Consider the following 24,995-nt stretch of genomic DNA (forward strand, 5'->3'; position numbering starts at 1 on the left):
GTTCTATGGCGGTCGTAGTGATTACCGGTGGGACGGCGGGCGTGGGAAAAGCCACGGCGCTGCACTTTGCAAAGGCAGGTTACGATGTTGGCCTCATCGCCCGCGATGAGGCAAGCCTGCACTCCACCCAGGAAGAGTTGCGCCGCTTCGGCGTGAATGCGCACGCCGTGCAGGCTGACGTCGCCGACAGTCAGGCGATGGTGGATGCGGCTAACGAAATTGAGTATCGCCTCGGCGCGATTGATGTCTGGGTCAACAATGCCATGGGGGCCGTGCTGGCACCGTTTCGCACCCTTACGCCGGACGAGTTTCGTCGCGTGACTGAGGTGACGTACCTCGGCTACGTGAACGGTACCCGCGCCGCTCTCGAACTGATGGTTCCGCGCGACAGGGGCGTGATTATCCAGGTGGGGTCCGCGCTGGCCTACCGTTCCATTCCATTGCAGTCAGCCTACTGTGGTGCCAAAGCGGCGATCCGCGGGTTTACCGATGCGGTGCGTACGGAACTGATGCATGAGAACAGCCGGGTTCAGCTTTCGATGGTGCAGATGCCGGGGCTCAATACCCCGCAGTTCGAATGGGCGAGGAATAAGTTCGCCTGGGCGATGCGGCCGGTGCCGCCGGTCTTTGAGCCTGAGGTGGCCGCCAGCGCTATCTTCAGGGTAGCGCAAAAACCGGTTCGCGAGCTGTGGGTAGGCAGCAGCACCATCCAGTCGATTGTCGGGCAGTTTCTCTTCCCGGGTTTTCTGGACCGGCTGATGGTCAGGAAAGCCTGGGAAGGCCAGATGACCGACGATCTGAACGCGCCGGATCGCCGGGACTACCTCGACCAGCCGGTTAACGATCTGCATAAAATCCATGGCCGCTTTACTGACGAGGCGAAAACCCGCGCGCCGTCCGTTACCTCCGGCATGCCGGGTAAAGTGGCGCTGGGCGCCCTCGCGGTGGCAGGGATAGTGCTGACGCGTCTGATAACCCGCCGGAAACCGTAATCAGCGCAGCGCGCTACGGTGCGTCCAGAACCAGCGATAGCCGTAGCCGCCAAGGCTGAGCTCAACGGTTTTACCGCAAACCAACGCGTCATCGTAGCGCTTGTCCTCGAGACAGGCGGTCCAGGTGGCGTTGCGGATCCCTTTTGCGGTGAACTGCACCGGCTGGTCGCTAAAGTTGACGAAGGTCAGGATGCTGCGCTCGTCGGTCTCGTAATAGATCCCCAGCACCGCGTCATCATCGATTGTGATAAGTCGAAAAGGCGCAACGGCAATTTCGGGGAACTCCGAGCGGGTATTGGCAATATCGATTATCCGGTGCAGGAGCGAGTTGTGGTGAAGCAGTGAATCGGCGACGTTGACTTTCTGATAGCGGTAAGGGCCATGGTCGATAATCGGGGCGATAAATTTTTCAGGGTCGGCCGCGGAGAAACCGCCCCCTTGTGACCCCGCCCACTGCATCGGGGTGCGAACGGCGTAGCGCTCCTCCAGCTCCAGGTCGTCACCCATACCTATCTCGTCGCCGTAGCGCATCACCGGGACACCCGGCAGGGAAAACAGCACCGCGTGACAGAACGCCAGCCGCTTCCGATCGCCATTAAGCATCGGCGCCAGGCGGCGGCGGATCCCGCGCTGATAGACGTTCATCTCCTCATCAGGGGCGAAGGTATCGAGGACAAACTGTTTGTCTTTCTGGCTGATGCCTTCCAGATCCAGTTCGTCGTGATTGCGCAGCCAGTTGGCAAAACAGCAGGCGTCAGGCGGGACGATCATCTTCTTCACCGCGTTGCGCAGCGGGCGGGCGCTTTTGCGGGCCAGGCTGACGTAGAAATACTTGTTGAGCCAGAAATTCAGCACCAGATTCAGGCGGTCATTATTGCCAAAGTAGTCCTGATAGGCCTCTACCTCGACGTCCACCTCACCCAGCAGGATTGCGTCCGGATTCCGCTGTTCGATAAGACGGCGCATATGCTCGAGGATCCACAGGCCCTTTTTTTCATCACCGTTTCCCGCCTGCGTGGTCAGGTGGGAGGCGGCATCGAGACGAAATCCCGACACGCCCAGCTTGAGCCAGAAGAGGATGATATTCTCAATCTCTTTCAGCACCGCGGGCGAGGTGAGGTTCAGATCCGGCTCGTGGTGATAAAACATGTGCCGGTAATACTGTCCCGCCTCGTCGTCCCAGCTCCAGATGCTCTTCTCCACGCCGGGGAACATGGGGGGCGTATCGTCCTCGTCGTTATCCGACCAGAGGTAATAATCACGATAGGGTGACGCCGGGTTGCGGCGCGCCTGCTGGAACCAGGGATGTGCGTCCGACGTGTGCTGGATCAGCAGCTCGATAATGACCTGCATGCCCAGCTCGCGGGCCTGTTCGATAAAGGCGATGATATCGGCCAGCTTTCCGAAGCGGGGGTCCACCTGAAGATGGTCGCTGACGTCATAGCCTTCATCGAGAAAAGGGGTCAGGTAAAACGGGGTGATCCAGATGACCGTCGCCCCCATCCGGCGAATGTAGCGCAGCTTGGCCGCGATCCCGGCGATGTCCCCGCAGCCATCGCCGTTCAAATCATAAAATAGCGCGGTATCAATCTGATAAATAATGGCTCGTGTATGCCAGTCCGTCATAGCGTTCCTCAGTGATAGCCTTCAGTATCCGAAACTTTTCCCCGAAAGACGTAGTAGCTCCAGGCGGTGTACACCAGGATCACCGGAATAATCAGTAATGTTCCTATCAGCATAAACAGCTGGCTGGCAGGCGGGGCTGCGGCTTCCCACAGGGTGATGCTCGGCGGAATAATGTTCGGCCAGAGGCTGATGCCCAGCCCGCTAAACCCGAGGAAAATAAGCCCCAGCGTCAGCAGGAAAGGGCGAGAGTGGCTGTCCGGATTGCGGGTCAGGCGCCAGATCAGCACGCTGAAAAGCCCGACCAGCAGAGGAACAGGCAGGAACCAGAAGAAGTTGGGCAAGGTAAACCAGCGGTCGGCCACGTACTGCCAGCCGAGCGGCGTCCAGATGCTGACTACCGCGATAATCACCATCAGGGCCAGCAGCACGTGGCGGGTCAGCTCGCGCATGCGGACCTGCAGCGCGCCTTCGCTTTTCATAATGAGCCAGGTGGTGCCCAGCAGCGTGTAGGCGACGACCAGTCCGATGCCGCAGAAGAGGTTGAAGGGGGTGAGCCAGTCCAGCGCAGAGCCGACAAAACGTCGGCCCTCCACGTCAAAGCCGTTGATCACGGCCCCCACCACCACGCCCTGGCTGAAGGTGGCAAGCAGGGAGCCGCCGGCAAAGGAGTAGTCCCAGAATTTGCGGTGCGACGGCGTGGCTTTGAAGCGGAACTCGAAGGCGACGCCGCGAAAGATGAGACCGATCAGCATCGCGGTGAGGGGGATCGTCAGCGCATCAATAATGACCGCATAGGCCAGCGGAAACGCGCCGAACAGCCCCGCGCCGCCGAGTACCAGCCAGGTCTCGTTGCCGTCCCAGACGGGCGCGACGCTGTTGACCATCACATCGCGCTCTTTCGCATCGCCCACAAAGTTAAACAGCAGACCGATGCCCAAATCAAAGCCATCCATGATGATGTACATCAGCGTGGCAAAGACGATGATGGCAAACCAGATAACAGAGATATCGACGCCCATCAGATTCTCTCCTCTTCCGGAACAGACTCAGCGGCAGACAGCGGACGGGCAGGCGTGCCCGAGGTGTTTGAGGTCATCGTATCGACAGGCTGTGGACCTTTCTTAATCAGCCGGATGAGGTAAACATAGCCCACGCCAAACACGGAAGAATAGACAACGAAGAACGCCAGCAGGCTGATGCTCATCTGTAGGGTGCTGTGCAGCGATACCGCGTCGATGGTGCGCAGATAACCATAGACCACCCACGGCTGTCGGCCCACTTCGGTGGTCACCCAGCCGGCGAGCAGCGCCAGCAGCCCGGCAGGCCCCATGCAGAGGGCAAACCAGTGGAACGGGCGCGAATGGTAAAGCCGATGACGATAGCGTAGCCAGACGCTAAACAGGCCGAGAGTTATCATCAGCAGCCCCATTCCGACCATCACGCGGAATGACCAGAAAACGATGGTTGAATTTGGCCGATCCTCTTTTGGAAAGTCTTTCAGCGCGGGGACCTGCTTGTCCAGACTGTGCGTCAGGATAAGGCTGCCGAGCGCGGGGATCTCCAGTCCGTATTTGGTGCGCTCCTCCTCCATATCCGGCAGGCCAAACAGCAGCAGCGGGGTGGCCTCGCCGGGCGGATTTTCCCAGTGGCCCTCAATGGCGGCAATTTTTGCCGGCTGATGCTCAAGCGTGTTCAGGCCGTGCATATCGCCCACCACCGCCTGAATGGGTGCGACCAGTAGCGCCATCCACATCGCCATCGAAAACATGGTGCGGACGGCAGGCGTATCGTTACCGCGCAGCAGATGCCATGCCCCCGATGCCCCGACAAACAGCGCGCTGCTGAGAAACGCGGCGATAGCCTTATGGATAAGGCGGTAAGGGAAGGAGGGGTTAAAGATGATGGCCAGCCAGTCCTGCGGGATAACCTGGCCGTTCTCAATGGTGAAGCCCTGCGGCGTATGCATCCAGCTGTTTGAGGCGAGTATCCAGAAGGTCGACATCAGCGTGCCGAGCGCTACCATGCAGGTTGAAAAGAAGTGCAGGCCGGGACCGACCTTATTCCAGCCGAACATCATGACGCCGAGGAAACCGGCCTCCAGGAAGAAGGCGGTTAAGACCTCATAGGTCAGAAGCGGGCCGGTAATACTGCCCGCGAACTGCGAGAACCCGCTCCAGTTGGTGCCAAACTGGTACGCCATCACCAGCCCGGAAACGACGCCCATGCCGAAGTTAACGGCAAATATCTTAAGCCAGAAATGGTATAGCGAACGCCAGACGTCGTTTTTGGTGCGCAGCCACATGCCCTCCAGCACCACCAGATAGCTGGCGAGACCGATGGTGATCGCGGGAAACAGGATGTGGAACGAGACGGTAAAAGCGAACTGAATTCTGGCCAGATGAAATGCATCGAGTTCGAACATGGTCCGTACCTCTGAAACGATGGGGCACGTGAATTGCCAGGCAGTTTATGGCTGCCCGGCAAAACCGATTACGGTTTAGTCTTACCGGCACCCAGCTCGGCACCGGTCAGCGGGTCGGAATGTGGATCGGATTTCGTGCGGGCAGACATCGCCTTGACCAGGGTTGCCTGCTCGGTTGTGAGCGTGACGCTGGCACTGCCATCGCCGCCATCCACCGCAGGCTGGGGGGACTCAACGTAATCGAAGTGTTTATCGCTGTTCCAGCTTCCGCGAACCTCTCCACCTTCAGACATATTGTAGTACTTGTTGGTGAATTCCTCGATTGGCGGCAGTTTCCCCGGTGGGAAGTTATTACGGATGGACTGAAGCGCCTTCTCAAAGGAGAGCTGATGCGCCGCCTCACGCGTCATCAGAAACGCCAGCGCGTCCTTTACGCCGGGATCGTCGGTCACGTTGATCAGCCGTTCATAGATGATTTTCGCTCTGGCTTCCGCTGCCACGTTTGAGCGCAGGTCCGCCGTAGGCTCCCCGATGGTATCGACGTAGGCCGCGGTCCAGGGTACGCCTGCAGAGTTAGTGAGCGGGGTACCGCCGCCATAGAGCAGGGAGGTGATGTGGCTGTCATTCCCGTTTTCGGTCATGGAGCGATACAGCTCGGCCTCATTTTCCACCCCTTCCGCCAGCGCGCCCTTGGCACCTTTATTCAGCATTCCGACCAGGGTACCGATGATTTCGAGGTGGCTTAACTCCTCGGTGGCGATATCCATCAGCATATCCTTGCGGCCCGGATCGTCATCGCTCAACCCTTGCGTAAAGTAGCGGCAGGCGGCGGCCAGTTCGCCCTGCGGCCCGCCAAACTGTTCCAGTAAAAGGTTGGCAAGGCCGGGGTTGGGTTCGGCGACGCGAACCGTGTATTGCAGCTGTTTGACGTGTCGAAACATAGGCACTCTCCTGTGGATTATTTTTTCGCTTCGACACCCGATGCGTCTGAGCGCAGCAGGAACTGTTCCGTCGTTTGCGGGATATGGCGAATCAGCCAGTCGGCCATTTCGCGCTCTTCTGCGAGGATCGTCTCAATAGCGGGTATCGAAGCGGTGTCCCCGGCTTTTTTGGCCGCTGCCAGCAGGGAGGTATAGCAGGCGATTTCAAACTGTTCGAAAACATATCCGCTGATCGAGCCCTTCACGATTTCGTCTGAAGGGAACATGCCGCCGATAGATTGCCCCAGCGCCGCCATTTTGCTCATCGAGTCTTTTAAGACCGAACGAGAAATATCATTACGGTCGAGGATTTCCTCCAGCAATGTGATTTGCCGTTTTGTCTCATTAATATGCTGTTCAATTCTGGCGCGAACATCAGGATAATTATCGATACGGCTGGCCATGGATTCCAGCATAGATTCGGCTTGCTTTTCCATCGCATGGGCATCGCGTAGCCAGTCATGGTAGTGTTCTACGTGATTCATCATTGTATCCTCATTAGGGTTCGCTTATTTGGTCTCACTTTCAGCAGCCTGATCGGCACGCGCGGCACTGTAGCCAGATAAATGGCCGACAATATTGGCGTAAATACTGATAATAATGACCCACAGCACGCTGTTCTTCCACCATATTACGGAAGGGATGGCGAGAATGAACCATATTATGGCTGCCGTTAAATGGCACCGTTTAATTGTCCTGGGACTGATGCTCATTTTATTTAACCTGTATTATTGCGTCATTTCTGCGCTTTTTGGTTAATATTTCCAACGGCCAGGTCGGTGAGTTTAAGGTCGGTCTCTTTTTCTTCTTCCAGGGTTTCGGCAAGAAGTTTAACGGCTTTTTTATAGCCCAGTTGTTCTGCTAATGTGGCAAGGGTACCGTAGCTGGCTATTTCGTAATGCTCAACTTTTTGTGCCGCGGCAATTAATGCGGCATCACGCACCTCATTTTTTTCCGTGCTCTCGATAACTTCGTTGGCTTCTTCAATTAAGCCTTCCATCGCCACGCACTTCATGCGTTTGATCTTAATACCGTCTTCCTGCTCGACGATCTGGTCAATACGTTCGATCTGGCCCTGCGTCTCTTCCAGGTGTGCGGTAAAGGCGGCGCTCAGCTTCTCGCTGGATGCGGCGCGGGCGAGCTTGCTCAGCGCGCGGGTAAGCTGCTTTTCTGCGCTGTAGGTATCCGACAGAAGATGAATAAATACATCCTCAACACTTTTCATATTCATAATAATTACGCTCCGGTAAAATAAAGAAAGGGTACTGCGAGCTTTTCAGCCCGCAGCATGCTCTCTGGTTTTATTAAAAGAGTACTAAATAAGATCAGGAGTTATCAGACTTACGGCCTCCGCCGTGACTGTTCTGTCCCCCTTTCTTACCCGCTTCAGATGCGCGTTGCGGATCGTTTTTAAAATTACCACCGCTGTGCTGGCCACCTTTACGTCCAGCTTCTGATGCTTTTTCACGGTCTTCAGCGAAATTACCGGAACCACCACGATGCTCTGCCATATTAAACCTCATAGTCATATATTGGTTATGTCAGTACGATACGAAAATATTTCCGTATCACTCGTCGTTCGAGTAATAACTCTAGTCGCTGTGCGTCATCCGTCAAATGCGTTTTGCTATTTGCGGTTGCGTTATTTTTAAGTATTTGTAAATTTGCGCTTCGCTTAAAATGGAAATATGGATAGGCAGGAAGGACTTGTAAACAACCATTCGGATTAATCCTAACTTCGAGCTAAAAATTTGAAAGGTGAGGATAAAAATAATGGCGTGCTCAAATTGATTAATTTGCAGTCAGGAGAAAAAGAAAAAATACTCCTTTATAGCTAGAAAGCGGAACCCTAAATAATTATAAGGAAAATCCTGGATAAAAGCGTTCAGGTCGAAAGGGCGGTTCCGTTCGGGGGCCAGTAGCACACGGTTTGACCACTGTCGTCTTAAGATCACAAATCAGAAATTCTTCCCCCCGGAAGGAACGGGTTTCTCTACACTCCAGGTAATATTCACTGGAGGCATGACATCATGGCGAACACCATCACGGCTGATGACATTCGGGAACACTTTTCGCAGGCTATGTCGGCGATGTACCAGCAGGAAGTTCCGCAGTACGGCACCTTGCTCGAACTGGTTGCGGACGTAAACCTGGCGGTTCTGGAAAATAATCCACTATTACATGAACAACTGGCTAACGCCGATGAGCTTGCGCGCCTGAACGTTGAGCGTCACGGGGCGATCCGCGTCGGCACGGCACAGGAACTTTCAACCCTGCGCCGTATGTTTGCCATTATGGGCATGTACCCGGTCAGCTATTACGATCTCTCTCAGGCGGGGGTACCGGTCCACTCAACGGCGTTTCGCCCGATCGATGATGCGGCGCTGTGTCGAAATCCGTTTCGTATCTTTACCTCGCTGCTGCGCCTTGAGCTGATTGAAAACGTCGCGCTGCGCGAACGTGCCGCAGAGATCCTCTCTCACCGGAACATCTTTACCCCCCGCTGTCTGGAACTGATCGACCTCCACGAGTCGGAAGGGCACTTTACTGACGCACAGGCCCACGAGTTTGTACAGGAAGCGTTGGAAACCTTCCGCTGGCACCGCCATGCGACGGTCGATCAGGAGACCTATCTGGCCCTGAGCAACGAGCATCGGCTGATTGCCGACGTGGTCTGCTTCCCGGGCTGCCATATTAACCACCTCACGCCGCGCACGCTGGATATTGACCGGGTGCAGGAGCTGATGCCGAAGTACGGTATTGAGCCAAAAATACTGATCGAAGGCCCGCCGCGTCGCGAGGTGCCCGTCTTATTGCGTCAAACCAGCTTTAAGGCGCTGGAAGAGCCGGTGCTGTTTGCCGGGGAACATAAGGGTACCCACACCGCGCGCTTCGGTGAGATTGAGCAGCGCGGCGTGGCGCTGACGCCGAAAGGCCGGGAACTGTACGATAGCCTTCTCGCCCAGGCCGGTACCGGTAAAGATAACCTCACGCACCAGCTGCATTTGCGGGAGATCTTTGGCGCTTTCCCGGACAGCGAGCTGTTAATGCGCCGTCAGGAGCTGGCCTATTTCCGCTATCGTCTGACGCCTGCAGGTGAAGCGCATCGCCATGCGTTCCGGCCGGGAGACGATCCGCAGCCGCTGATTGAGCGCGGATGGGTGGTTGCCCAGCCGATCACCTACGAAGATTTCCTCCCGGTCAGCGCTGCGGGGATTTTCCAGTCCAATCTCGGGAACGAAACCCAGGCCCGCAGCCACGGTAACGCCAGCCGCGATGCGTTTGAAGACGCGCTGGGCTGTCCGGTGTATGACGAGTTTGCGCTCTATCAGGAGGCTGAAACCCGCAGCAAACAGCGTTGCGGTTTGCTCTGAAATCGTTACTCTGCTGGGGTGTGATGGAAAAAATAAGGTCGTTATGCAAAATCCTTCCGCCCCTGTGGTTGAAACGCGCCAGGGCGCACTGTCTGGTTTAACCGATGAAAATGTCCACGTCTGGTGCGGTATTCCCTACGCCGCACCGCCCGTGGGGGAGTGGCGCTGGCGCTCACCTCGGCCCCCTGAACGCTGGGATGGCCTGCGCGAGGCTACGGCTATCTCGCCCTCAAGCTGGCAAAGCAGCGAGTATTGTCAGGAGTTAGGCGGGGGCGATCCGGGCCAGTTTTCCGAAGATTGTCTCTACCTTAACGTCTGGTCCCCCAAAGAGCGCACCGGGACGCTTCCGGTTATGGTCTGGCTGCACGGGGGCGGGTTTACGATTGGTGCCGGAGGCCTGCCGCCGTATAACGGCAAAGCGCTGGCCACGCGCGGCGTGGTTGTCGTGACGATCAACTACCGTCTCGGTCATCTCGGCTTTTTCGCCCATCCCGCGCTGGAAGGCGAGGAAGGGCGCGTGGTGCATAATTTTGCCCTGCTGGATCAAATCGCCGCCCTCGAATGGGTGCGGGAGAACATCGCCGGGTTTGGTGGCGATCCAGACAATGTGACCCTGTTTGGTGAATCCGCCGGCGCGCGCAGCGTGCTCTCTCTGCTGGCCTCGCCGCTGGCAGCAGGATTATTCCATAAGGCGATAGTGCAAAGCGGATACACCTTGCCGGACACGCCGCGTGAACAGGCGCTGCAAAAAGGGGAGGCGCTGGCCGCCCATTTTGGCCTGGAGAAGGCGACTGCTGAGCAACTGCGCGCCATTCCGCCGGAGGCGTTCTGGCCGCTCACCGCACCGCTGAACGTCGCCCCGGCACCCATCGTCGGGGATTGCGTTCTGCCCGAAGCCATGCTGGACGTCTTTTTTGCCGCCCGTCAGCATCCCGTGCCGGTGATGATTGGCTCCAACAGCGATGAAGCCAGCGTGATGGCGGTGTTTGGCATCGATCTCGCGGGGCAAATTCAGAAGCTTCGCCGGGAGCGTCGCTTCGGGCTGGGGCTGATTAAGCTGCTCTATCCGGGCGTGAAAGGCGATGAAGAGCTGGGCAGACAGGTGTGCCGCGACATGGCGTTCACCACGATGGGCTATGTGGTGATGCAGGCTCAGCAGCGCGTGGGTGGATTGTGCTGGCGTTACTGGTTTGACTATGTCGCCGAGGCGGAACATGGCACGTATATCAACGGCGCCTGGCACGGCAACGAAGTGCCCTACGTCTTCGATACCCTCGGCCAGGTGGAGCCTTCACGCCAGTATGTCAACGAACGGGATCTGCAGTTTGCAGCCCAGGTGGCGGATTACTGGGTGAGCTTCGCGCGATACGCAGGGCTTCGCGACACCCTGCCCGGGCCGACGCACTGGCCTGCGTGTCGCAAAGGGCGGGACGTTCTGTTACGCATTGGTGTGAATAAACATGCAGCTTTCAGGCTTGAAAACCGCTTTATGCGCGCCCGCATGAGCCTCTTCAAACGGGTGATGAAGCACCACGTCAGCCTCGATTAAGCAAACAGGCGCGAAACGCCGCCAGTCCATTTTCCTCGCCTGGCGTTTCGCGCAGCACCAGCCGGTAGCTTGCGCCGGTTTTTATGCTGGTTCCATAGGGCCGTAGCAGCCTTCCCGCGCGGACATCTTCTTCCACCAGCGTTTCGTCGGCGATGGCAACACCCAGCCCCTGAATGGCGGCCGTAATGGCGAGATCCATCGTGTCGAAGTGTTGATTTTTGTACATGACAAAGCCCGGACCTTCCTGTTTCGTCAGCCACAGCGACCAGTCTGTCTTATCCCTTGTGGGGTGCAGGAACGTCAGCGAGCCCAGCGCTGCTCCTGCCCGCACCGGGCTTATCACCGGGGTGAGCGCCTCCTCGAACAGCAGATCGCCTGCACTCATGTGCGTGCCGAACACGATGGCCGCGTCGTAAGATTCGGTTTTGAAATTGACGTTGTGATCGGTGGTGGTGGTCAGCGCAATTTGCAGATCCGGATGCTCGCGCTCCACCTCCAGCAGGCGCGGCACCAGCCAGCGCATGGCGCAGGTGGGGGCCTTGAGCCGGATCACGGTGTGCTGGCTGCGGGCCTGGTCGGCCACGGACAGCAGCTGCTCGAAAGCGGACTGCAGCTCCGGAAGCAGAGCGCTGCCCTGCGGTGAGAGGCGCAGCCCGCGCGCGTGGCGTTCAAAAAGCGGAAAGCCAAACCACGCCTCAAGGGAGGCAATCTTGCGGCTCACGGCCCCCTGTGTCAGACACAGTTCTGCGGCGGCATGGGTCAGATTCAGGTGACGCGCGGTGACTAAAAATGCGTCGATGGCGTTAAGCGGGAGCGAACGGCGCGACATGGAAAATCCTCAGCTATGCATTTTTCTCATGGCTATTATGACAACAATTCGATTGTCCCGACAGCACAGATGTTGTTTGAATAGTTATGCAATGTCCATGAGAAGGGAAAGAGGATGACTTTACGAACGCCTGTGCAAACGCGCTCCAAACTGCCCGATGTGGGCACCACCATTTTTACCGTTATCGGCCAGCTCTCGGCGCAGCATAACGCGATTAACCTTTCTCAGGGCGCACCGAATTTTTCCTGCGACCCGAAGCTGATTGCGGGCGTCACCCGTGCAATGGAGGCGGGGCACAACCAGTATGCGTCAATGACCGGCCTGCAGCCGCTAAAAGAACGTATTGCCGATAAAATTGCCACGCTCTACGGCACGCGGTATGACCCTGCCAGCGAGGTGCTGGTAACCGCCAGCGCCAGCGAAGGGCTCTATTCGGCAATAAGCGGGCTGGTGCATCCGGGTGATGAGGTGATCTACTTTGAGCCGTCATTTGACAGCTACGCGCCGATTGTCCGTCTGCAGGGGGCAACGCCGATTGCCATCAAGCTCACCGTGCCGGATTTTGCCGTCAACTGGGATGAGGTCCGTGCCGCGATCACCCCGCGCACGCGCATGATTATCATCAATACGCCGCACAACCCGAGCGGTCAGGTCTTCTCCGCCAGTGACCTGCAGCAGCTGGCGGCCCTGACGCGCAATACCGACATCATTATTTTGTCTGACGAAGTGTACGAACACGTCGTTTTTGATGGTGAACCGCACCACGGGATGGCCACGCACCCGCAGCTGGCGGAGCGTAGCGTGATTATTTCCTCTTTCGGAAAAACCTATCACGTCACCGGGTGGCGCGTGGGTTACTGTGTTGCCCCGGCGGTACTGATGGACGAGATTTGTAAAGTCCATCAATTTTTAATGTTTTCTGCCGATACGCCAATGCAGCACGCGTTTGCTGAGCATATGGTCGACCCGCAAACCTGGCTGTCGCTGTCGGCGTTTTACCAGCGCAAGCGCGATCTGCTGCACAGCCTGCTGGCCGATTCGCCGTTTACGCTGCTGCCGAGCGCCGGATCGTTCTTCATGCTGGCGGACTACAGCCAGTTCAGCGACGAGCGCGACAGCGAGCTGGTGAAACGGCTGATCGTCGAGTACGGTGTTGCCACCATTCCGCTGTCGGCGTTTTATGCGGACGGTACGGATAATAAATTGATTCGTCTCTCTTTTGCGAAAGATGAGGCGACGTTACGGGCAGGTGCCCAGGCCCTGTGTCGGGTTAAACCACGCTAAGGAGTTTGAGATGAAATTACGCGCGCTAGTTGTCGGCATGGGATTGCTGTGTACCTTTTCCTCCTTCGCGGCGTCCGAGCTGCGTTACGGTCTGGAAGCAGAGTATCCGCCGTTTGAAAGCCGCAATGCGGCAGGCGAGCTGGAAGGGTTTGACGTTGAGCTGGGGAATGCCATCTGCAAAGCGGCAGCGCTGAAGTGCAGCTGGGTGGAAACCTCATTTGATGCGCTGATCCCGGGGCTGGTGGCGAAGAAATTCGACGCCATCAACTCGGCGATGAACATTACCGAGCAGCGCCGCAAGAGCATTGATTTTACCCAGCCAATCTACCGTATTCCGTCACAGCTGGTTGGCAAGGCCGGTACGGCGGTTGAGGCGACGCCTGAAGGGCTGAAGGGTAAAACCATCGGCGTGCTGCAGGGTTCCATTCAGGAAACCTATGCCAAAGAGCACTGGGAAAAGCAGGGTGTCACCGTGGTGTCTTATAAAGATCAGAATATGGCCTGGGGCGATCTGCTGAATGGCCGTATCGACGCCTCGCTGGTCATGTCCGCGGCCGGGCAGGCAGGTTTCCTCAGCAAGCCGCAGGGGAAAGGGTTTGGCTTCATCGGCAAACCGGTGTCTGACGACACTATCCTCGGCAGTGGGATCGGTTTTGGGTTGCGTAAGGGTGACGAGGCTACCAAAAAGCAGCTTGATGCCGCAATTGATAAGGTACGTGCCGACGGCACTATCGCTAAACTCGCTGATAAGTACTTCCCGGGTATCGATGTCAGCGTAAAATAACCGCCTCATTGGCCCCGGCGAACGATGTCGCGCCGGGGCATTTTTATACACATTTTCCAGGCTTTCTTTACACCACTTTCGGGCCGTTCTGGTCGACAGAAAATATTTCTCACTTTGTTCAGATAATCACCTGCCAACAATTGGATTCTTAACCATTTTTGTTTAGGCTGTGCGTTCTTTCTTGCCGTCATTTCGCCGAGCGCGGAACACATTCACACGACCATAAGGACGTTTTTCCAGGCATGAATCGCAGACGTTTTCTAAAAGGCTCGCTGGCAGTGGCAGCCCTGAGCGGCACATCCGGCCTTGCTTCCCTGTTTTCCAAAGCGGCATACGCTGCCGACTCTGACATTGCTGACGGCCAGAGCCGTCGTTTTGACTTCTCCGTACTGCAATCCATGGCGCATGACCTGGCGAAAACCCCGTGGGGTGGCGCACCGCGTCCGCTGCCGGAGACGCTGGCGACTATGACGCCGCAGGCGTACAATGCCATCCGCTACGATGAAAAACAGTCACTGTGGAACAACATTGAAGGGCGTCAGCTGGACGTGCAGTTCTTCCATATGGGAATGGGGTTCCGCCGTCGCGTGCGGATGTTCTCGCTGGACCAGTCCACCTCTATGGCGCGCGAGATCCACTTCCGTCCGGAGCTGTTCAGCTACGGCGAAACGGGTGTGGATACCAAACAGCTGGAAGGGCAAAGCGATCTCGGCTTTGCGGGCTTCCGCGCGTTTAAGGCGCCGGAGCTGGCGCGTCGCGATATCGTCTCTTTCCTGGGCGCGAGCTATTTCCGCGCAGTGGATGACACTTACCAGTACGGCCTTTCTGCCCGCGGTCTGGCGGTAGACACCTTTACCGACACGCCGGAAGAGTTCCCGGACTTTACCTCCTTCTGGTTTGAAACCGTTAAGCCCGGCGACACGACCTTTACCGTCTATACGCTGCTGGATAGCCCAAGCATCACCGGCGCCTATAAGTTCGTGATCCACTGCGAGAAGAGCCAGGTGATCATGGAGGTGGAAAACCACCTCTACGCGCGGAAGGATATCAAGCAGCTTGGTATCGCACCGATGACCAGCATGTTCAGCTGCGGCAATAACGAACGCCGCATGTGCGACACCATTCATCCGCAAATTCATGACTCCGACCGCCTGGCGATGTGGCGCGGCAACGGGGAGTGGATTTGTCGTCCGCTGAACAACCCGCAGAAGCTGCAGTTCAACGCCTATATGGACAAAAACCCGAAAGGGTTCGGCCTGCTGCAGCTCGATCGCGATTTCTCGCACTATCAGGACGTGATGGGCTGGTATAACAAACGCCCGAGCCTGTGGGTTGAACCGCGTAACGACTGGGGTAAAGGCGCGGTTGGCCTGATGGAGATCCCGACCACCGGTGAAACGCTGGATAACGTGGTCTGCTTCTGGCAGCCGGAAAAAGCTGTCAAAGCGGGCGACGAGCTGGACTTTAAATATCGTCTGTACTGGAGCGCCATGCCGCCGGTGCGTTCTCCGCTGGCCAACGTCTTCGCCACCCGTACCGGTATGGGTGGATTCCCGGAAGGCTGGGCACCGGGCGAAAACTACCCGAAAGTGTGGGCCCGTCGCTTTGCGATTGATTTTGTCGGCGGCGACCTGAAGGCCGCTGCGCCAAAAGGCATCGAGCCGGTGATCACGCTCTCCAGCGGTGAGGCGAAGCAGGTGGAGATCCTCTACGTTGAGCCGTTTGACGGCTATCGCATTCTGTTTGACTGGTACCCAACGTCGGATTCGACGGAGCCGGTGGATATGCGCCTGTTCCTGCGCTGCCAGGGCGACGCCATCAGCGAAACCTGGCTGTACCAGTATTTCCCGCCGGCGCCGGATAAACGTCAGTATGTTGATGACAGGGTAATGCGTTAACCCTTGTGCCGGGTGGCGGCTTCGCCTTACCCGGCCTGTGTTTCGATACTGTAGGCCGGGTAAGCGCTAGCGCCACCCGGCAATTGAGAGGCACCATGTCTTCAGAAATCATTCCCGTTTCACAACACATCGAACTGCGTTCCGTCGAAGAACATTACGCCACCGACCTGCACAATCTCGTCGTCAAAAACAAAACCTTTCTGCAAACCGCCTTTGACTGGGCGCAGCACGTGGGCAGCGAAGAGGATACCCGCCGTAACGTGCAGAGTAATGAGATGCTGCACCAGCGCGGCTACGCCAAAATGTTTATGATCTTCAAGGATGGCGCGCTGGTTGGCGTGCTGTCGTTTAACACGATTGAACCGACCAACAAAACTGGCTACATCGGCTACTGGCTGGATGAAGCCCACCAGGGGCAGGGCATTCTCTCCCGGTCTTTGCAGGCGTTTATGCGCTACTACGTCGAACGCGGTGAGATCCGCCGTTTTGTGATCAAGTGTCGGGTGGCGAATCAGCACAGCAACAGCGTTGCCGTGCGCAACGGTTTTACGCTGGAAGGGTGCCTGCGGGAAGCGGAATACCTGAACGGTCGCTTTGACGATGTGAATATCTACGGCAGGATCTGTACCCTATAACGCCCCCAGCAGCGGCGTGCGGGTGATGCGCTGGTCGCCGTTAATTACCTTTTCGCCGCGCAGGTGAATGCTCTCGCCGGCAAAGGCTTCAATGACCGCGTTATCGGTGATTTCGACCCGATGCTCGATAAGCACATCACCGCTGATGCGCGCGCGTCCCTGGATCACCACTTTGTCATCCAGCATGATCGGCCCGCCGCGCAGCCAGGCCTGACCGCCAATCAGGACGTGGTGCTTGATGATGCAGTTTCCTTCCACCACGGCATTCTCCGCAATCTGCGAGCTGTAGCGCACCGTAGGAATGGCATCGTCGTCAAAGCCGGCAATCACGCGGGCGTTACCATAGACCTTTGCGCAGTCGCACACCCAGACGTTATTCAGGTCGTTACCCTCGAGGATCGCGTTGTCGAAGACTTCGGCCCGGTGCTCAACAAAGGCAAAATTAACCATTGCCTCACCGTAGATTTGCGCCTGGTGCACAATGCGCGACTGGCTGACCGTCGCCTTATCGTAGATTTGTAGGATCTGTTCATGGTCCGGCGTTAACCCTTTGGCAGCAATCACCACGCTGTGATGCAGCACGCGCGCTTCGCCGTAGATATGACACTCGCCCCGTACGCAGGAATGCTGAATGGTGACGCTGTCACTTATACGCGCCCCGTGGCTGACCTCCGCGCCGTCCAGCCAGCAGCTGTCGCCGATATGCGCGTCATGGCTGATGATGCATGGAAGGGTAAGGCGCGCGTTGCCGGACACGGTTGCACCCGCGAACACTACGCTGTTTTCGTCGTAGATCCAGCAGTCGCCGTCCTGCGCGAGGGCGCGCTCATCGTCAATCCAGCCGCCTTTCGTGCCGGCCGTCACGTCGTTAAAGTCCGCCGTCGCGACGATCTGCCGCAACGTCGCAGAGTGGGTGGTTTCGCCGTTTTTCCATTGCCAGAGGCGGGTTTCATCGCTGAGCCGGTATTTTTTCATCGTTTGATCTCTGGTATGCGTCTTCACTAAACGTAGCAAAGTTTTCGCTTTTAGAGCGGTTGGCAACCAGACGGTAAACGCCTTAAAATGGCATGTAAAATGCAATTTCACTTTATGCGAACGCAGGAAAAACAATGACCGTCGATGAGAATTACTTCACAGAGAAATATGGCTTAACCCGTACCCATTCAGAGGTGCTGTACAGCGCGGAGATTGTGAAGCCCGGTAAAACGCTCGATCTGGGCTGCGGCAACGGCCGTAACAGCCTGTACCTCGCGGCCAACGGGTACGACGTGACCGCATGGGACAAGAACCCGATGAGCATCGACAATATCGAGCGCATCAAAGCGGAAGAAGGGATCGCTAATCTGCATACCGCGATTAATGATTTGAACAGCCTGAGCTTTGACGGCGAGTACGATTTTATTCTCTCCACCGTGGTGCTGATGTTCCTTGAGTCAAAAACCATCCCGGGCCTTATTGCCAACATGCAGCGCTGCACGACGCCGGGTGGTTACAACCTGATCGTTGCCGCCATGGATACGGCGGATTACCCGTGCACCGTCGGCTTCCCGTTTGCGTTTAAAAGCGGTGAGCTGAGCAACTACTACGAAGGCTGGGAGTTGCTCAAATACAACGAAGACGTTGGCGAACTGCACCGTACCGATGAAAACGGCAACCGCATCAAGCTGCGCTTTGCCACAATGCTGGCGCGCAAGCCCGCTTAACGGGCGGCCAGCAGGCAGATCTGCAGCGCAGTCTTGTAAGACGCCTCGAACGACGACAGCGGCAGGAATTCAAACTTCGAGTGGAAGTTATGCGCGCCGGTGAAGAAGTTCGGGGTGAGCAGACCTTTTGCCGAGAGCGCCGCGCCGTCGGTGCCGCCGCGCATCGGCGTTGGTTTCGGCGTAATGCCGAGCGATTCCATCGCCTCGAACATCAGATCGATAGCGCGCCGGTCTTCGCCAATCGCATTGCTGATATTGCTGTAGGTATCTTCAATGCGATAGTCCACCCTGGCCGTTGGATGTTGGGCGGCAATCAGCGCGGCAACGTCGGCAATCTGCTGCTTGCGGACGGCAAAGCTGTCCTTGTCAAAGTCGCGGATATTGGCCTTAAGCACGGCCTCGTTCTGACCGGCCTGAATACCGTTAAACCAGATATAGCCTTCACGCCCCTCGGTGCACTCCGGCGTTTGCTGGCGGTCAAAATGGTTAATGTAGTCAGTCGCCATCAGCAGGGGATTCACCAGTACGCCTTTGGCGGACATCGGGTGCGCCGTCACGCCGGTAAAACGGATCTCCGCGGCCGCCGCATTAAAATTCTCGTAGACAATTTCCCCCAGCTCGCAGCAGTCGATGGTCCAGGCAAAGTCGACGTCAAAGCGCGTAAGATCCAGCGCCTTGGCACCGTTCAGGCCGATCTCTTCGTCAGGCACAAACGCCACGACGATATCCCCATGCCGATGCTCCGCCGTCAGGTTTTCCAGCACCGTCATGACCACCGTGACCGCCGATTTATTATCCGCGCCCAATACGCTGGTTCCGTCGCTGAAAATAATCTCCTCATTCGGATAAGCCAGAATTTCCGGATGCTCCTCTACCCGTAGCCAGATGTCTTTCTCTTTATTCAGACAGAGATCTTCACCGGTAAAGGTTAATATTTGTGGATGAATATCCGGTGAAAGTCCCACGTCGACGGTATCAATATGGGTAATAAAGCCGATGCGCGGCGCACCGGGCACGTTGCCTTTTTTAACCGCCGTCACCGTGGCGAATTCATCAATCACAATATCGTCTAACCCCAGCTGTGCCAGCTCCTGCGCCAGCTCCCGCGCCATGTCGTGCTGGCCCGGCGTTGAGGGCAGGGTTTTGACTTTAGGGTCGCTCTGGCTGGTGATAGCGAGATAGCGGAAAAAACGGTGCGTTAATTGTCTGGAAAGCGGCGAGCCCATAGTGATTTATTCCTTATTTATTTTTCAGGTGTTTGCCACATCACTTTAATGTTATTTATGAAATGGCAAAAGAATTAATTAGCCGTCGAATTAAAAAGACAGGAATAAATGATGAAAAGCAAACTCACAACTATAGCGCTGGCACTCGCTGCACTCACGGTCAGTTCCGCCGTTGCCGCGAAAACGCTGGTGTATTGCTCCGAAGGATCGCCGGAAAACTTTAATCCTCAATTATACACCTCGGGAACCAGCGTGGACGCCAGCGCCGTGCCGGTCTATAACCGGCTGGTCGATTTCAAACCCGGTACCACGGAGCTGGTGCCGAGCCTGGCGGAGCGCTGGGAGGTGAGCGACGACGGCAAGGTTTATACCTTCCATCTGCGTAAAGGCGTGAAGTTCCAGAGCAATAAATCCTTTACGCCGACCCGCGACTTTAACGCCGACGACGTGATTTTCTCGTTTATGCGGCAGAAAGACGTGAACCATCCCTACCACAACGTCTCTAACGGCAGCTACTCCAACTTCGAAAGCCTGGAGTTTGGCAGCCTGATAACCAGCATTGATAAAGTCGATGACCATACCGTGCGTTTTACCCTGGCGCACCCGGAAGCGCCGTTTGTCGCCGATCTGGCCTGGTATTTTGCCTCAATCCTTTCAGCGGAGTATGCCGACGCGATGCTGAAAGCGGGCACGCCGGAGAAGGTGGATATGGAGCCCATCGGCACCGGGCCGTTTAAGCTGGCGCAGTATCAGAAGGATTCCCGGATCCTGTACACGGCGTTTGCCGACTATTGGCAGGGGAAATCGAAGCTGGACAGGCTGGTGTTCAGCATCACCCCGGATGCCTCTGTGCGTTTTGCCAAAATTGAGAAGAACGAATGTCAGGTGATGCCGTTCCCGAATCCGGCCGATCTGCCGCGCATGAAGGCCAACAAAGACATCAATCTGATGAGTAAGGCGGGGCTAAATACCGGCTTCCTGGCGTTCAACACGCAGAAGCCGCCGCTGGATAACGTGAAGGTCCGTCAGGCGCTGGCGATGGCCATCAACAAAACGGCGATTATTGATGCGGTGTTCCACGGTACCGGCACCGTGGCGAAGAATCTGCTGCCGCCGGGCGTCTGGAGCGCCGACAGCGAGCTTAAGGATTATGATTACGATCCCGAAAAGGCGAAAGCGCTGCTGAAAGAGGCCGGTTTTGCCAGTGGTGTGAGCGTCGACCTGTGGGCGATGCCGGTACAGCGTCCTTACAATCCGAATGCGAAACGCATGGCGGAGATGATTCAGGCCGACTGGGCGAAAATCGGCGTACAGACCAAAATCGTCACCTACGAATGGGGTGAATACCTTAAGCGCGTGAAGGGCGGCGAACATCAGGCCGCGCTGATGGGCTGGACGACCGCAACGGGCGATCCCGATAACTTCTTTGGTCCGCTGTTTACCTGTACCTCGGCAAACGGCGGCTCAAATTCGGCGAAATGGTGCTATAAGCCCTTTGATAAAATTATTGCGGAAGCAAAATCAACGACCGATCGCGATAAACGCGTGGCGCTGTATAAAGAGGCTCAGCAGATTATGCATGACCAGATGCCCGCGGTGATGATTGCGCATTCAACCATTTTCGAACCGGTGCGCAAGGAGGTGACGGGCTATGAAATCGACCCGTTTGGCAAACATCTGTTCTGGCAACTGGATATAAATCAGTAATTTTTCACTGCCCGGTGCGCCTCCGGGCAGTCTTTTTGCAATTTGTGCTCACCGCATCATTTTTTGTCACAACAAACCCGCCAGTCTTTTGCTATAACTTCAAATGCATACTTGCAGATAACATGGAAAACTATCATGCGTACTCAAACTTTTTTTAAAGTTGCAGTGCTTACTGGTCTGTTGGCGTTAGCGGGCTGTTCTTCAAAAGTCGCCGCCCCGGAACAATACTCAGGCTATTTAAAAAACTATTCTGGCTTGAAGGAAACCACGTCAGCAACGGGCAAACCAACATTGCGTTGGGTTGACCCGTCATATAACGAAGCCAATTATGACAGTATCGTCTGGAATCCGATTACGTATTATCCCGTTCCAAAACCAACTACGCAGATTGGTCAAAAAACGCTGGATGAGTTGCTGAGTTATACCAATAACAAAATGAAAACCGCGGTTGGCCAGCGTAAACCTATCGTCACTACGCCAGGGCCGCGCAGCCTGATCTTCCGCGGTGCGATTACCGGGGTAAGCTCGAAGAAAGAAGGTCTGCAATTCTATGAAGTGGTGCCTGTTGCGCTGGTTGTAGCGGGTACGCAAATGGCGACGGGTCACCGTACAATGGATACCCACCTGTACTTTGAAGGTGAGTTAATTGATGCGAAAACCGGCAAGCCGGTCATTAAAGTGGTTCGTAAAGGCGAAGGTAAAGAGCTGAATAACGAAAGCACACCAATGACCTTTGCAACGCTGAAGCAGGTTGTTGATGACATGGCGACGGATGCCACCATGTTTGATGTGAAAAAGACTGCAAAATAAAATAAAACGGCCTGCGTAATGCAGGCCTTTTTATTTATGCCATCCGTAAGCGCCTGAACCAGGTTTCCGGTTTGGTAAACATCACCATATTACCTCCCAGAATCAGCACTAACCCCACGATACCGTTGATATGCCAGACGTACCCTTCATACACCGTGGAGATGGAGAGCGCCACCAGCGGGAAGAGCAGCGTGCTATAGGCCGCTTTGCCTGGACCAATGCGTCCCACCAGCGTGAAGTAGGCACCAAAAGCAATCACCGAGCCAAACAGAGCCAGATACACCAGCGCACCGAGATAGCTCACCGTCCATTCCGGCACAAAGCTATCGCCTCTGAACAGGGCAATGCAGCCCATCACCAGCGTGCCATAGAGCATCGCCCAGGCGTTGGTGGTCATGGTTTCCAGTCCTCTGCGCTGATGGCGCATGCTGATCATATTGCCCAGCGAGAAGCCGTAGGTACCGAGTGCGGAAAGCCCAATCCCGGTCAGGAGTGACGCGCTCCAGCCGCTGGCCAGCAGATCGTCCCAGAAGAGGGTGATGATCCCAACCAGCCCCAGTGCCGCCGCCGTCCAGAAACGCGCGGGCGGGCGCTGCCCGAAGAAAATAAAACTGTTAATGGCGTTATAGAGTACCGCCATGGAGAAGATCACCGACTCCAGCCCGGTGTTAATGTGCGAGGCTGCGGTGTAAAAACACCAGAAGTTAAAGCAGAAAACGCAGCATCCCTGGAGTATGCAATATAGGTGATCCCGCAGCGCCAGCGTGCGCAGGCGTCGCAGGGCGATTAACACCATCATCATCGTGAGGCTGGCGACGGCGAAACGCCAGAAAATAGAGACGGGCGCCGCCACGGGACCCTGCTGCAGAAAAATGGCAATCCAGGTGGTTCCCCAGATGATCACCACCAGTCCATAGAGTAATGCGTTCATATTTTTCTCTTCTCAAACCCCGAAAGCACGCAGTATGGCGCTGAGATGCGTAACGGGCTTTCACCGGCTTGCGGGTGACTTGCAAAATCTTGCGCTTTTTCTTCCGCGGGGGCTGGCAACGGGAGACAACTCTTCTTAGACTGAGATTCCGGTCAATCACGCGCTAACGGTTATGTCTCACGCTTACGATACCTTTGAAACGCTTTGCCAACAGAATGCGGTCCTGCGGGAAACCGTCTCGCTGAATTCGGGTATTCAGCTGGCAGCGTGGTACAACAAGCACGATACGATAACGGTAAAAAGCAACCATCATACCCTCAGCCTGTACGTGGCTGACGGCTACGAAAGCTATCAAAAAACGCCGGGCGGCTGGAAGAACGGCGGGGGTCCGGACCGTTTCTGTTTGATGCCCAAAGAGAGCGAATCGACGTGGGATATCCGTGATGACCTGTCGTTTGTGCATCTCTACTGCACCGATGAACACCTGCGCGACGTAGGGGAAAAAATCTGGGACAAGCGCCCGCTATCGCTGACCCTGGACGAGCGCATTTTTGGTAGCGACCCGAAGATTACCACGCTGTATCGCCAGTTTTTACTGGGCTGCGACTGGCAGCAGCACGCCAACCAGCTCACTCTGAGCACGGCCTCCACGCTGCTGCTGACCCATCTGCTGCAAAACTACTCAAACGTGCAGTGGAAGCTGCCGGTTGTCACGGGAGGGTTGTCGCCGTTTGTGCTGCGCAACGTCCTTGCCTTTATCGAAGAGAATCTCGGGCAGCCCCTGACGCTGGCCGAACTGGCGGCGCAGGCTGCCCTCAGCGAATACCATTTTGCACGCATGTTCCGCCAGTCGACGGGGCTGGCGCCGCATCAGTACGTGATGCAGAGGCGAATGGACAAAGCGAAATCCCTCGTCCAGCACACGGCGACGCCGCTGACGGAGATCGCACTTGCCTGCGGGTTTAACTCCGCCAGCCACTTCAGCAACCGCTTTCGCAGCGCAACGGGCATGACGCCTTCGCAGCTACGCGCGGCGAGCGCGTGAAAACAGGGCGTAGCACACCCCGCCCAAGACCAGCCCCCAGAATGCCGAACCGATGCCCAGGATCGTAACGCCGCTCGCGGTCATCAGGAATGTAACGATGGCCGCATCGCGCTCCGCTTCGTGACTTAATGCCTGATATAAACTCCCGCTGATGGTGCCCAGCAGCGCCAGACCGGCGAGCGTCTGGATCCAGCTAAGCGGCAGCGCGGCCATCAGCCCGGTAATGGAGCCGCCGAAAATCCCCGCCAGCAGATAAAACCCTCCGGCTGCGATGGCCGCCAGCCAGCGTTTATCGGCATCCGGGTGCGCATCCGGGCTTTGACAAATAGCGGCAGTAATGGCCGCAATGCAGATAGAAAAGACGCCAAACGGAGAAAACAGCAGCGCCAGTCCACCCGTGACGATGATGAGCGGTGAGACCGCCAGCGGGTAACCGGAGGCCTTCATCGTGGCGAACCCCGGCGTGTTTTGCGAGGCCATGGTCACCAGGAAGAAGGGCACGCCAATACTCACCAGGCTGGTGAAGGTGAAGGCGGGCGCAATAAACTCAGGCATCACCAGAGAAAGCGTGAGCCTATCGGTGACAACGTCACCTCCCGCCCAGGCCACAATACCGCCGACCAGCAGCGTAACGACGATGGCATAGCGCGGAGCCAGCGCTTTTGCGATCAGCCACGCCGCAATCATGCTGCCGCACAGCAGAAAGTGCCCTTCGAGATGCGCAAACGCGTGCAGGCCAAACTGCAGCAATACCCCCGCCAGCATGGCGGCAGCAAGCGAATGGGGGATCAGCTTCATCAGACGGGCGAAGAGCCCGGTAATGCCGCAGAGCAAAATAAGCGCGTTCGCAAAGATGAACACGCCGATGGTTTCCGCCAGCGTGACGCCGTGCAGGCTGGTGGCGAGCAGCGCCGCGCCGGGCGTCGACCAGGCGGTCAGGACCGGCGCCTTGTACCACCAGGAAAGCGCCAGCGTGCTGACGCCCATCCCAATTCCCAGCGCGGTCATCCAGCCCGCAATCTGCTGTGCGCTGGCGCCTGCCGCAGCGGCAGCCTGCCAGATGATGGCGGCCGAGCTGGCGTAACCGACCAGCACGGCGACAAATCCAGCTAGTGCGACTGGAACAAGGTGAGAGGAAGGGCGCATGAAAACTCCGTTGTGCGTTATAGCGTCCGGGATAAGGTAGCACTGTGCGCTATA

24 protein-coding genes are annotated in these 24,995 nt (G+C 56.7%); 11 read left to right on the forward strand and 13 right to left on the reverse strand.

The genetic code is table 11. The features are described 5' to 3' along the window. Nucleotides 1-5: 5 nt before the first annotated feature. Nucleotides 6-992: an SDR family oxidoreductase gene (locus GXP72_RS11110; RefSeq protein ID WP_061715179.1), complete on the forward strand. Its 987-nt coding sequence runs from the start codon at nucleotides 6-8 to the stop codon at nucleotides 990-992. On the opposite strand, the gene GXP72_RS11115 is transcribed toward GXP72_RS11110, so the two are convergent. The 8 genes from GXP72_RS11115 to GXP72_RS11150 form a co-directional block, all read right to left on the reverse strand. After that, nucleotides 993-2,618 carry an alpha-amylase family protein gene (locus GXP72_RS11115; protein WP_208763886.1) on the reverse strand — a complete coding sequence of 542 codons (1,626 nt, stop codon included), beginning with the start codon at nucleotides 2,616-2,618 and terminating at the stop codon, nucleotides 993-995. 8 nt (nucleotides 2,619-2,626) lie between these two features. After that, nucleotides 2,627-3,637: a cytochrome d ubiquinol oxidase subunit II gene (cydB, locus tag GXP72_RS11120; RefSeq protein ID WP_208763887.1), complete on the reverse strand. Its 1,011-nt coding sequence runs from the start codon at nucleotides 3,635-3,637 to the stop codon at nucleotides 2,627-2,629. Further along, the gene (locus tag GXP72_RS11125) at nucleotides 3,637-5,040 is read right to left on the reverse strand and encodes a cytochrome ubiquinol oxidase subunit I (protein WP_208763888.1); all 1,404 of its coding nucleotides are present in this window, start codon (nucleotides 5,038-5,040) and stop codon (nucleotides 3,637-3,639) included. Before GXP72_RS11125 ends, cydB begins: the two co-directional genes overlap by 1 nt. A 68-nt stretch (nucleotides 5,041-5,108) precedes the next feature. Next, a complete protein-coding gene (locus tag GXP72_RS11130) occupies nucleotides 5,109-5,981 on the reverse strand; it encodes a manganese catalase family protein (RefSeq protein WP_008502274.1) in 873 nt (290 codons plus the stop codon). Nucleotides 5,982-5,998: 17 nt separating this feature from the next. Further along, nucleotides 5,999-6,505 (reverse strand): ferritin-like domain-containing protein, encoded by a 507-nt coding sequence (locus GXP72_RS11135; protein ID WP_014883791.1) that lies wholly within the window; start codon nucleotides 6,503-6,505, stop codon nucleotides 5,999-6,001. A 24-nt stretch (nucleotides 6,506-6,529) separates the two neighbouring features. Further along, entirely contained in the window at nucleotides 6,530-6,733 is a 204-nt protein-coding gene (locus GXP72_RS11140) for a hypothetical protein (RefSeq protein WP_013096662.1), read from the reverse strand. Between the two features lie 23 nt (nucleotides 6,734-6,756). Beyond that, entirely contained in the window at nucleotides 6,757-7,251 is a 495-nt protein-coding gene (locus tag GXP72_RS11145; RefSeq protein WP_023311678.1) for a ferritin-like domain-containing protein, read from the reverse strand. Between the two features lie 94 nt (nucleotides 7,252-7,345). Further along, nucleotides 7,346-7,531 carry a general stress protein gene (locus GXP72_RS11150; protein WP_004150795.1) on the reverse strand — a complete coding sequence of 62 codons (186 nt, stop codon included), beginning with the start codon at nucleotides 7,529-7,531 and terminating at the stop codon, nucleotides 7,346-7,348. A 519-nt stretch (nucleotides 7,532-8,050) separates the two neighbouring features. On the opposite strand from GXP72_RS11150, the gene GXP72_RS11155 reads away from it, so the two are divergent. Both GXP72_RS11155 and GXP72_RS11160 read left to right on the forward strand, forming a co-directional pair. Beyond that, on the forward strand, nucleotides 8,051-9,394 hold the full coding sequence (locus tag GXP72_RS11155) for a VOC family protein (protein WP_032647139.1): 1,344 nt from the start codon (nucleotides 8,051-8,053) through the stop codon (nucleotides 9,392-9,394). Between the two features lie 43 nt (nucleotides 9,395-9,437). Then, nucleotides 9,438-10,943: a carboxylesterase/lipase family protein gene (locus GXP72_RS11160; protein ID WP_208763889.1), complete on the forward strand. Its 1,506-nt coding sequence runs from the start codon at nucleotides 9,438-9,440 to the stop codon at nucleotides 10,941-10,943. On the opposite strand, the gene GXP72_RS11165 is transcribed toward GXP72_RS11160, so the two are convergent. Continuing rightward, complete coding sequence (locus GXP72_RS11165) at nucleotides 10,930-11,772, reverse strand: LysR family transcriptional regulator (RefSeq protein ID WP_208763890.1); 843 nt, start codon at nucleotides 11,770-11,772, stop codon at nucleotides 10,930-10,932. The two genes, GXP72_RS11160 and GXP72_RS11165, sit on opposite strands and share 14 nt — an antisense overlap. A gap of 114 nt (nucleotides 11,773-11,886) precedes the next feature. Here GXP72_RS11165 and GXP72_RS11170 point away from each other — a divergent pair, with 114 nt between their 5' ends. The 4 genes from GXP72_RS11170 (at nucleotide 11,887) to rimL (ending at nucleotide 16,373) form a co-directional block, all read left to right on the forward strand. Next, nucleotides 11,887-13,056 (forward strand): pyridoxal phosphate-dependent aminotransferase, encoded by a 1,170-nt coding sequence (locus GXP72_RS11170; protein ID WP_208763891.1) that lies wholly within the window; start codon nucleotides 11,887-11,889, stop codon nucleotides 13,054-13,056. Nucleotides 13,057-13,066: 10 nt separating this feature from the next. Beyond that, a complete protein-coding gene (locus GXP72_RS11175; protein ID WP_021242531.1) occupies nucleotides 13,067-13,840 on the forward strand; it encodes a transporter substrate-binding domain-containing protein in 774 nt (257 codons plus the stop codon). Nucleotides 13,841-14,082: 242 nt separating this feature from the next. Next, a complete protein-coding gene (locus GXP72_RS11180; protein WP_090416997.1) occupies nucleotides 14,083-15,738 on the forward strand; it encodes a glucan biosynthesis protein in 1,656 nt (551 codons plus the stop codon). A 95-nt stretch (nucleotides 15,739-15,833) separates the two neighbouring features. Next, the gene (gene rimL, locus GXP72_RS11185) at nucleotides 15,834-16,373 is read left to right on the forward strand and encodes a 50S ribosomal protein L7/L12-serine acetyltransferase (RefSeq protein WP_208762860.1); all 540 of its coding nucleotides are present in this window, start codon (nucleotides 15,834-15,836) and stop codon (nucleotides 16,371-16,373) included. Here rimL and ydcK read toward each other — a convergent pair. After that, nucleotides 16,368-17,348, reverse strand: a complete 981-nt coding sequence (gene ydcK, locus GXP72_RS11190) for a YdcK family protein (protein WP_208762861.1) — start codon at nucleotides 17,346-17,348, stop codon at nucleotides 16,368-16,370. The genes rimL and ydcK overlap by 6 nt on opposite strands. A gap of 134 nt (nucleotides 17,349-17,482) precedes the next feature. On the opposite strand from ydcK, the gene tehB reads away from it, so the two are divergent. Then, nucleotides 17,483-18,076: a tellurite resistance methyltransferase TehB gene (tehB, locus tag GXP72_RS11195; protein WP_208762862.1), complete on the forward strand. Its 594-nt coding sequence runs from the start codon at nucleotides 17,483-17,485 to the stop codon at nucleotides 18,074-18,076. Here tehB and pepT read toward each other — a convergent pair. Next, entirely contained in the window at nucleotides 18,073-19,302 is a 1,230-nt protein-coding gene (gene pepT, locus GXP72_RS11200; protein WP_208762863.1) for a peptidase T, read from the reverse strand. The two genes, tehB and pepT, sit on opposite strands and share 4 nt — an antisense overlap. Before the next feature lie 111 nt (nucleotides 19,303-19,413). Between pepT and GXP72_RS11205 the strand changes: the two genes are divergently transcribed. Together GXP72_RS11205 and GXP72_RS11210 are read left to right on the forward strand one after the other, a co-directional pair. Beyond that, the gene (locus GXP72_RS11205) at nucleotides 19,414-21,009 is read left to right on the forward strand and encodes an ABC transporter substrate-binding protein (protein WP_061715166.1); all 1,596 of its coding nucleotides are present in this window, start codon (nucleotides 19,414-19,416) and stop codon (nucleotides 21,007-21,009) included. A gap of 135 nt (nucleotides 21,010-21,144) precedes the next feature. Beyond that, nucleotides 21,145-21,819 carry a DUF3313 domain-containing protein gene (locus GXP72_RS11210; protein ID WP_032647158.1) on the forward strand — a complete coding sequence of 225 codons (675 nt, stop codon included), beginning with the start codon at nucleotides 21,145-21,147 and terminating at the stop codon, nucleotides 21,817-21,819. 34 nt (nucleotides 21,820-21,853) lie between these two features. On the opposite strand, the gene GXP72_RS11215 is transcribed toward GXP72_RS11210, so the two are convergent. Beyond that, the gene (locus tag GXP72_RS11215) at nucleotides 21,854-22,750 is read right to left on the reverse strand and encodes an EamA family transporter (RefSeq protein ID WP_090416984.1); all 897 of its coding nucleotides are present in this window, start codon (nucleotides 22,748-22,750) and stop codon (nucleotides 21,854-21,856) included. A gap of 172 nt (nucleotides 22,751-22,922) precedes the next feature. Here GXP72_RS11215 and GXP72_RS11220 point away from each other — a divergent pair, with 172 nt between their 5' ends. Next, nucleotides 22,923-23,795, forward strand: coding sequence for a helix-turn-helix domain-containing protein (locus GXP72_RS11220; RefSeq protein ID WP_090416982.1), 873 nt, complete (start codon nucleotides 22,923-22,925; stop codon nucleotides 23,793-23,795). On the opposite strand, the gene GXP72_RS11225 is transcribed toward GXP72_RS11220, so the two are convergent. Next, nucleotides 23,775-24,962: a benzoate/H(+) symporter BenE family transporter gene (locus GXP72_RS11225; protein ID WP_280115405.1), complete on the reverse strand. Its 1,188-nt coding sequence runs from the start codon at nucleotides 24,960-24,962 to the stop codon at nucleotides 23,775-23,777. The genes GXP72_RS11220 and GXP72_RS11225 overlap by 21 nt on opposite strands. Nucleotides 24,963-24,995: the final 33 nt, after the last annotated feature.

Source organism: Enterobacter sp. SES19, assembly GCF_011765665.1.
Taxonomy (GTDB): Bacteria; Pseudomonadota; Gammaproteobacteria; order Enterobacterales; family Enterobacteriaceae; genus Enterobacter; species Enterobacter pseudoroggenkampii.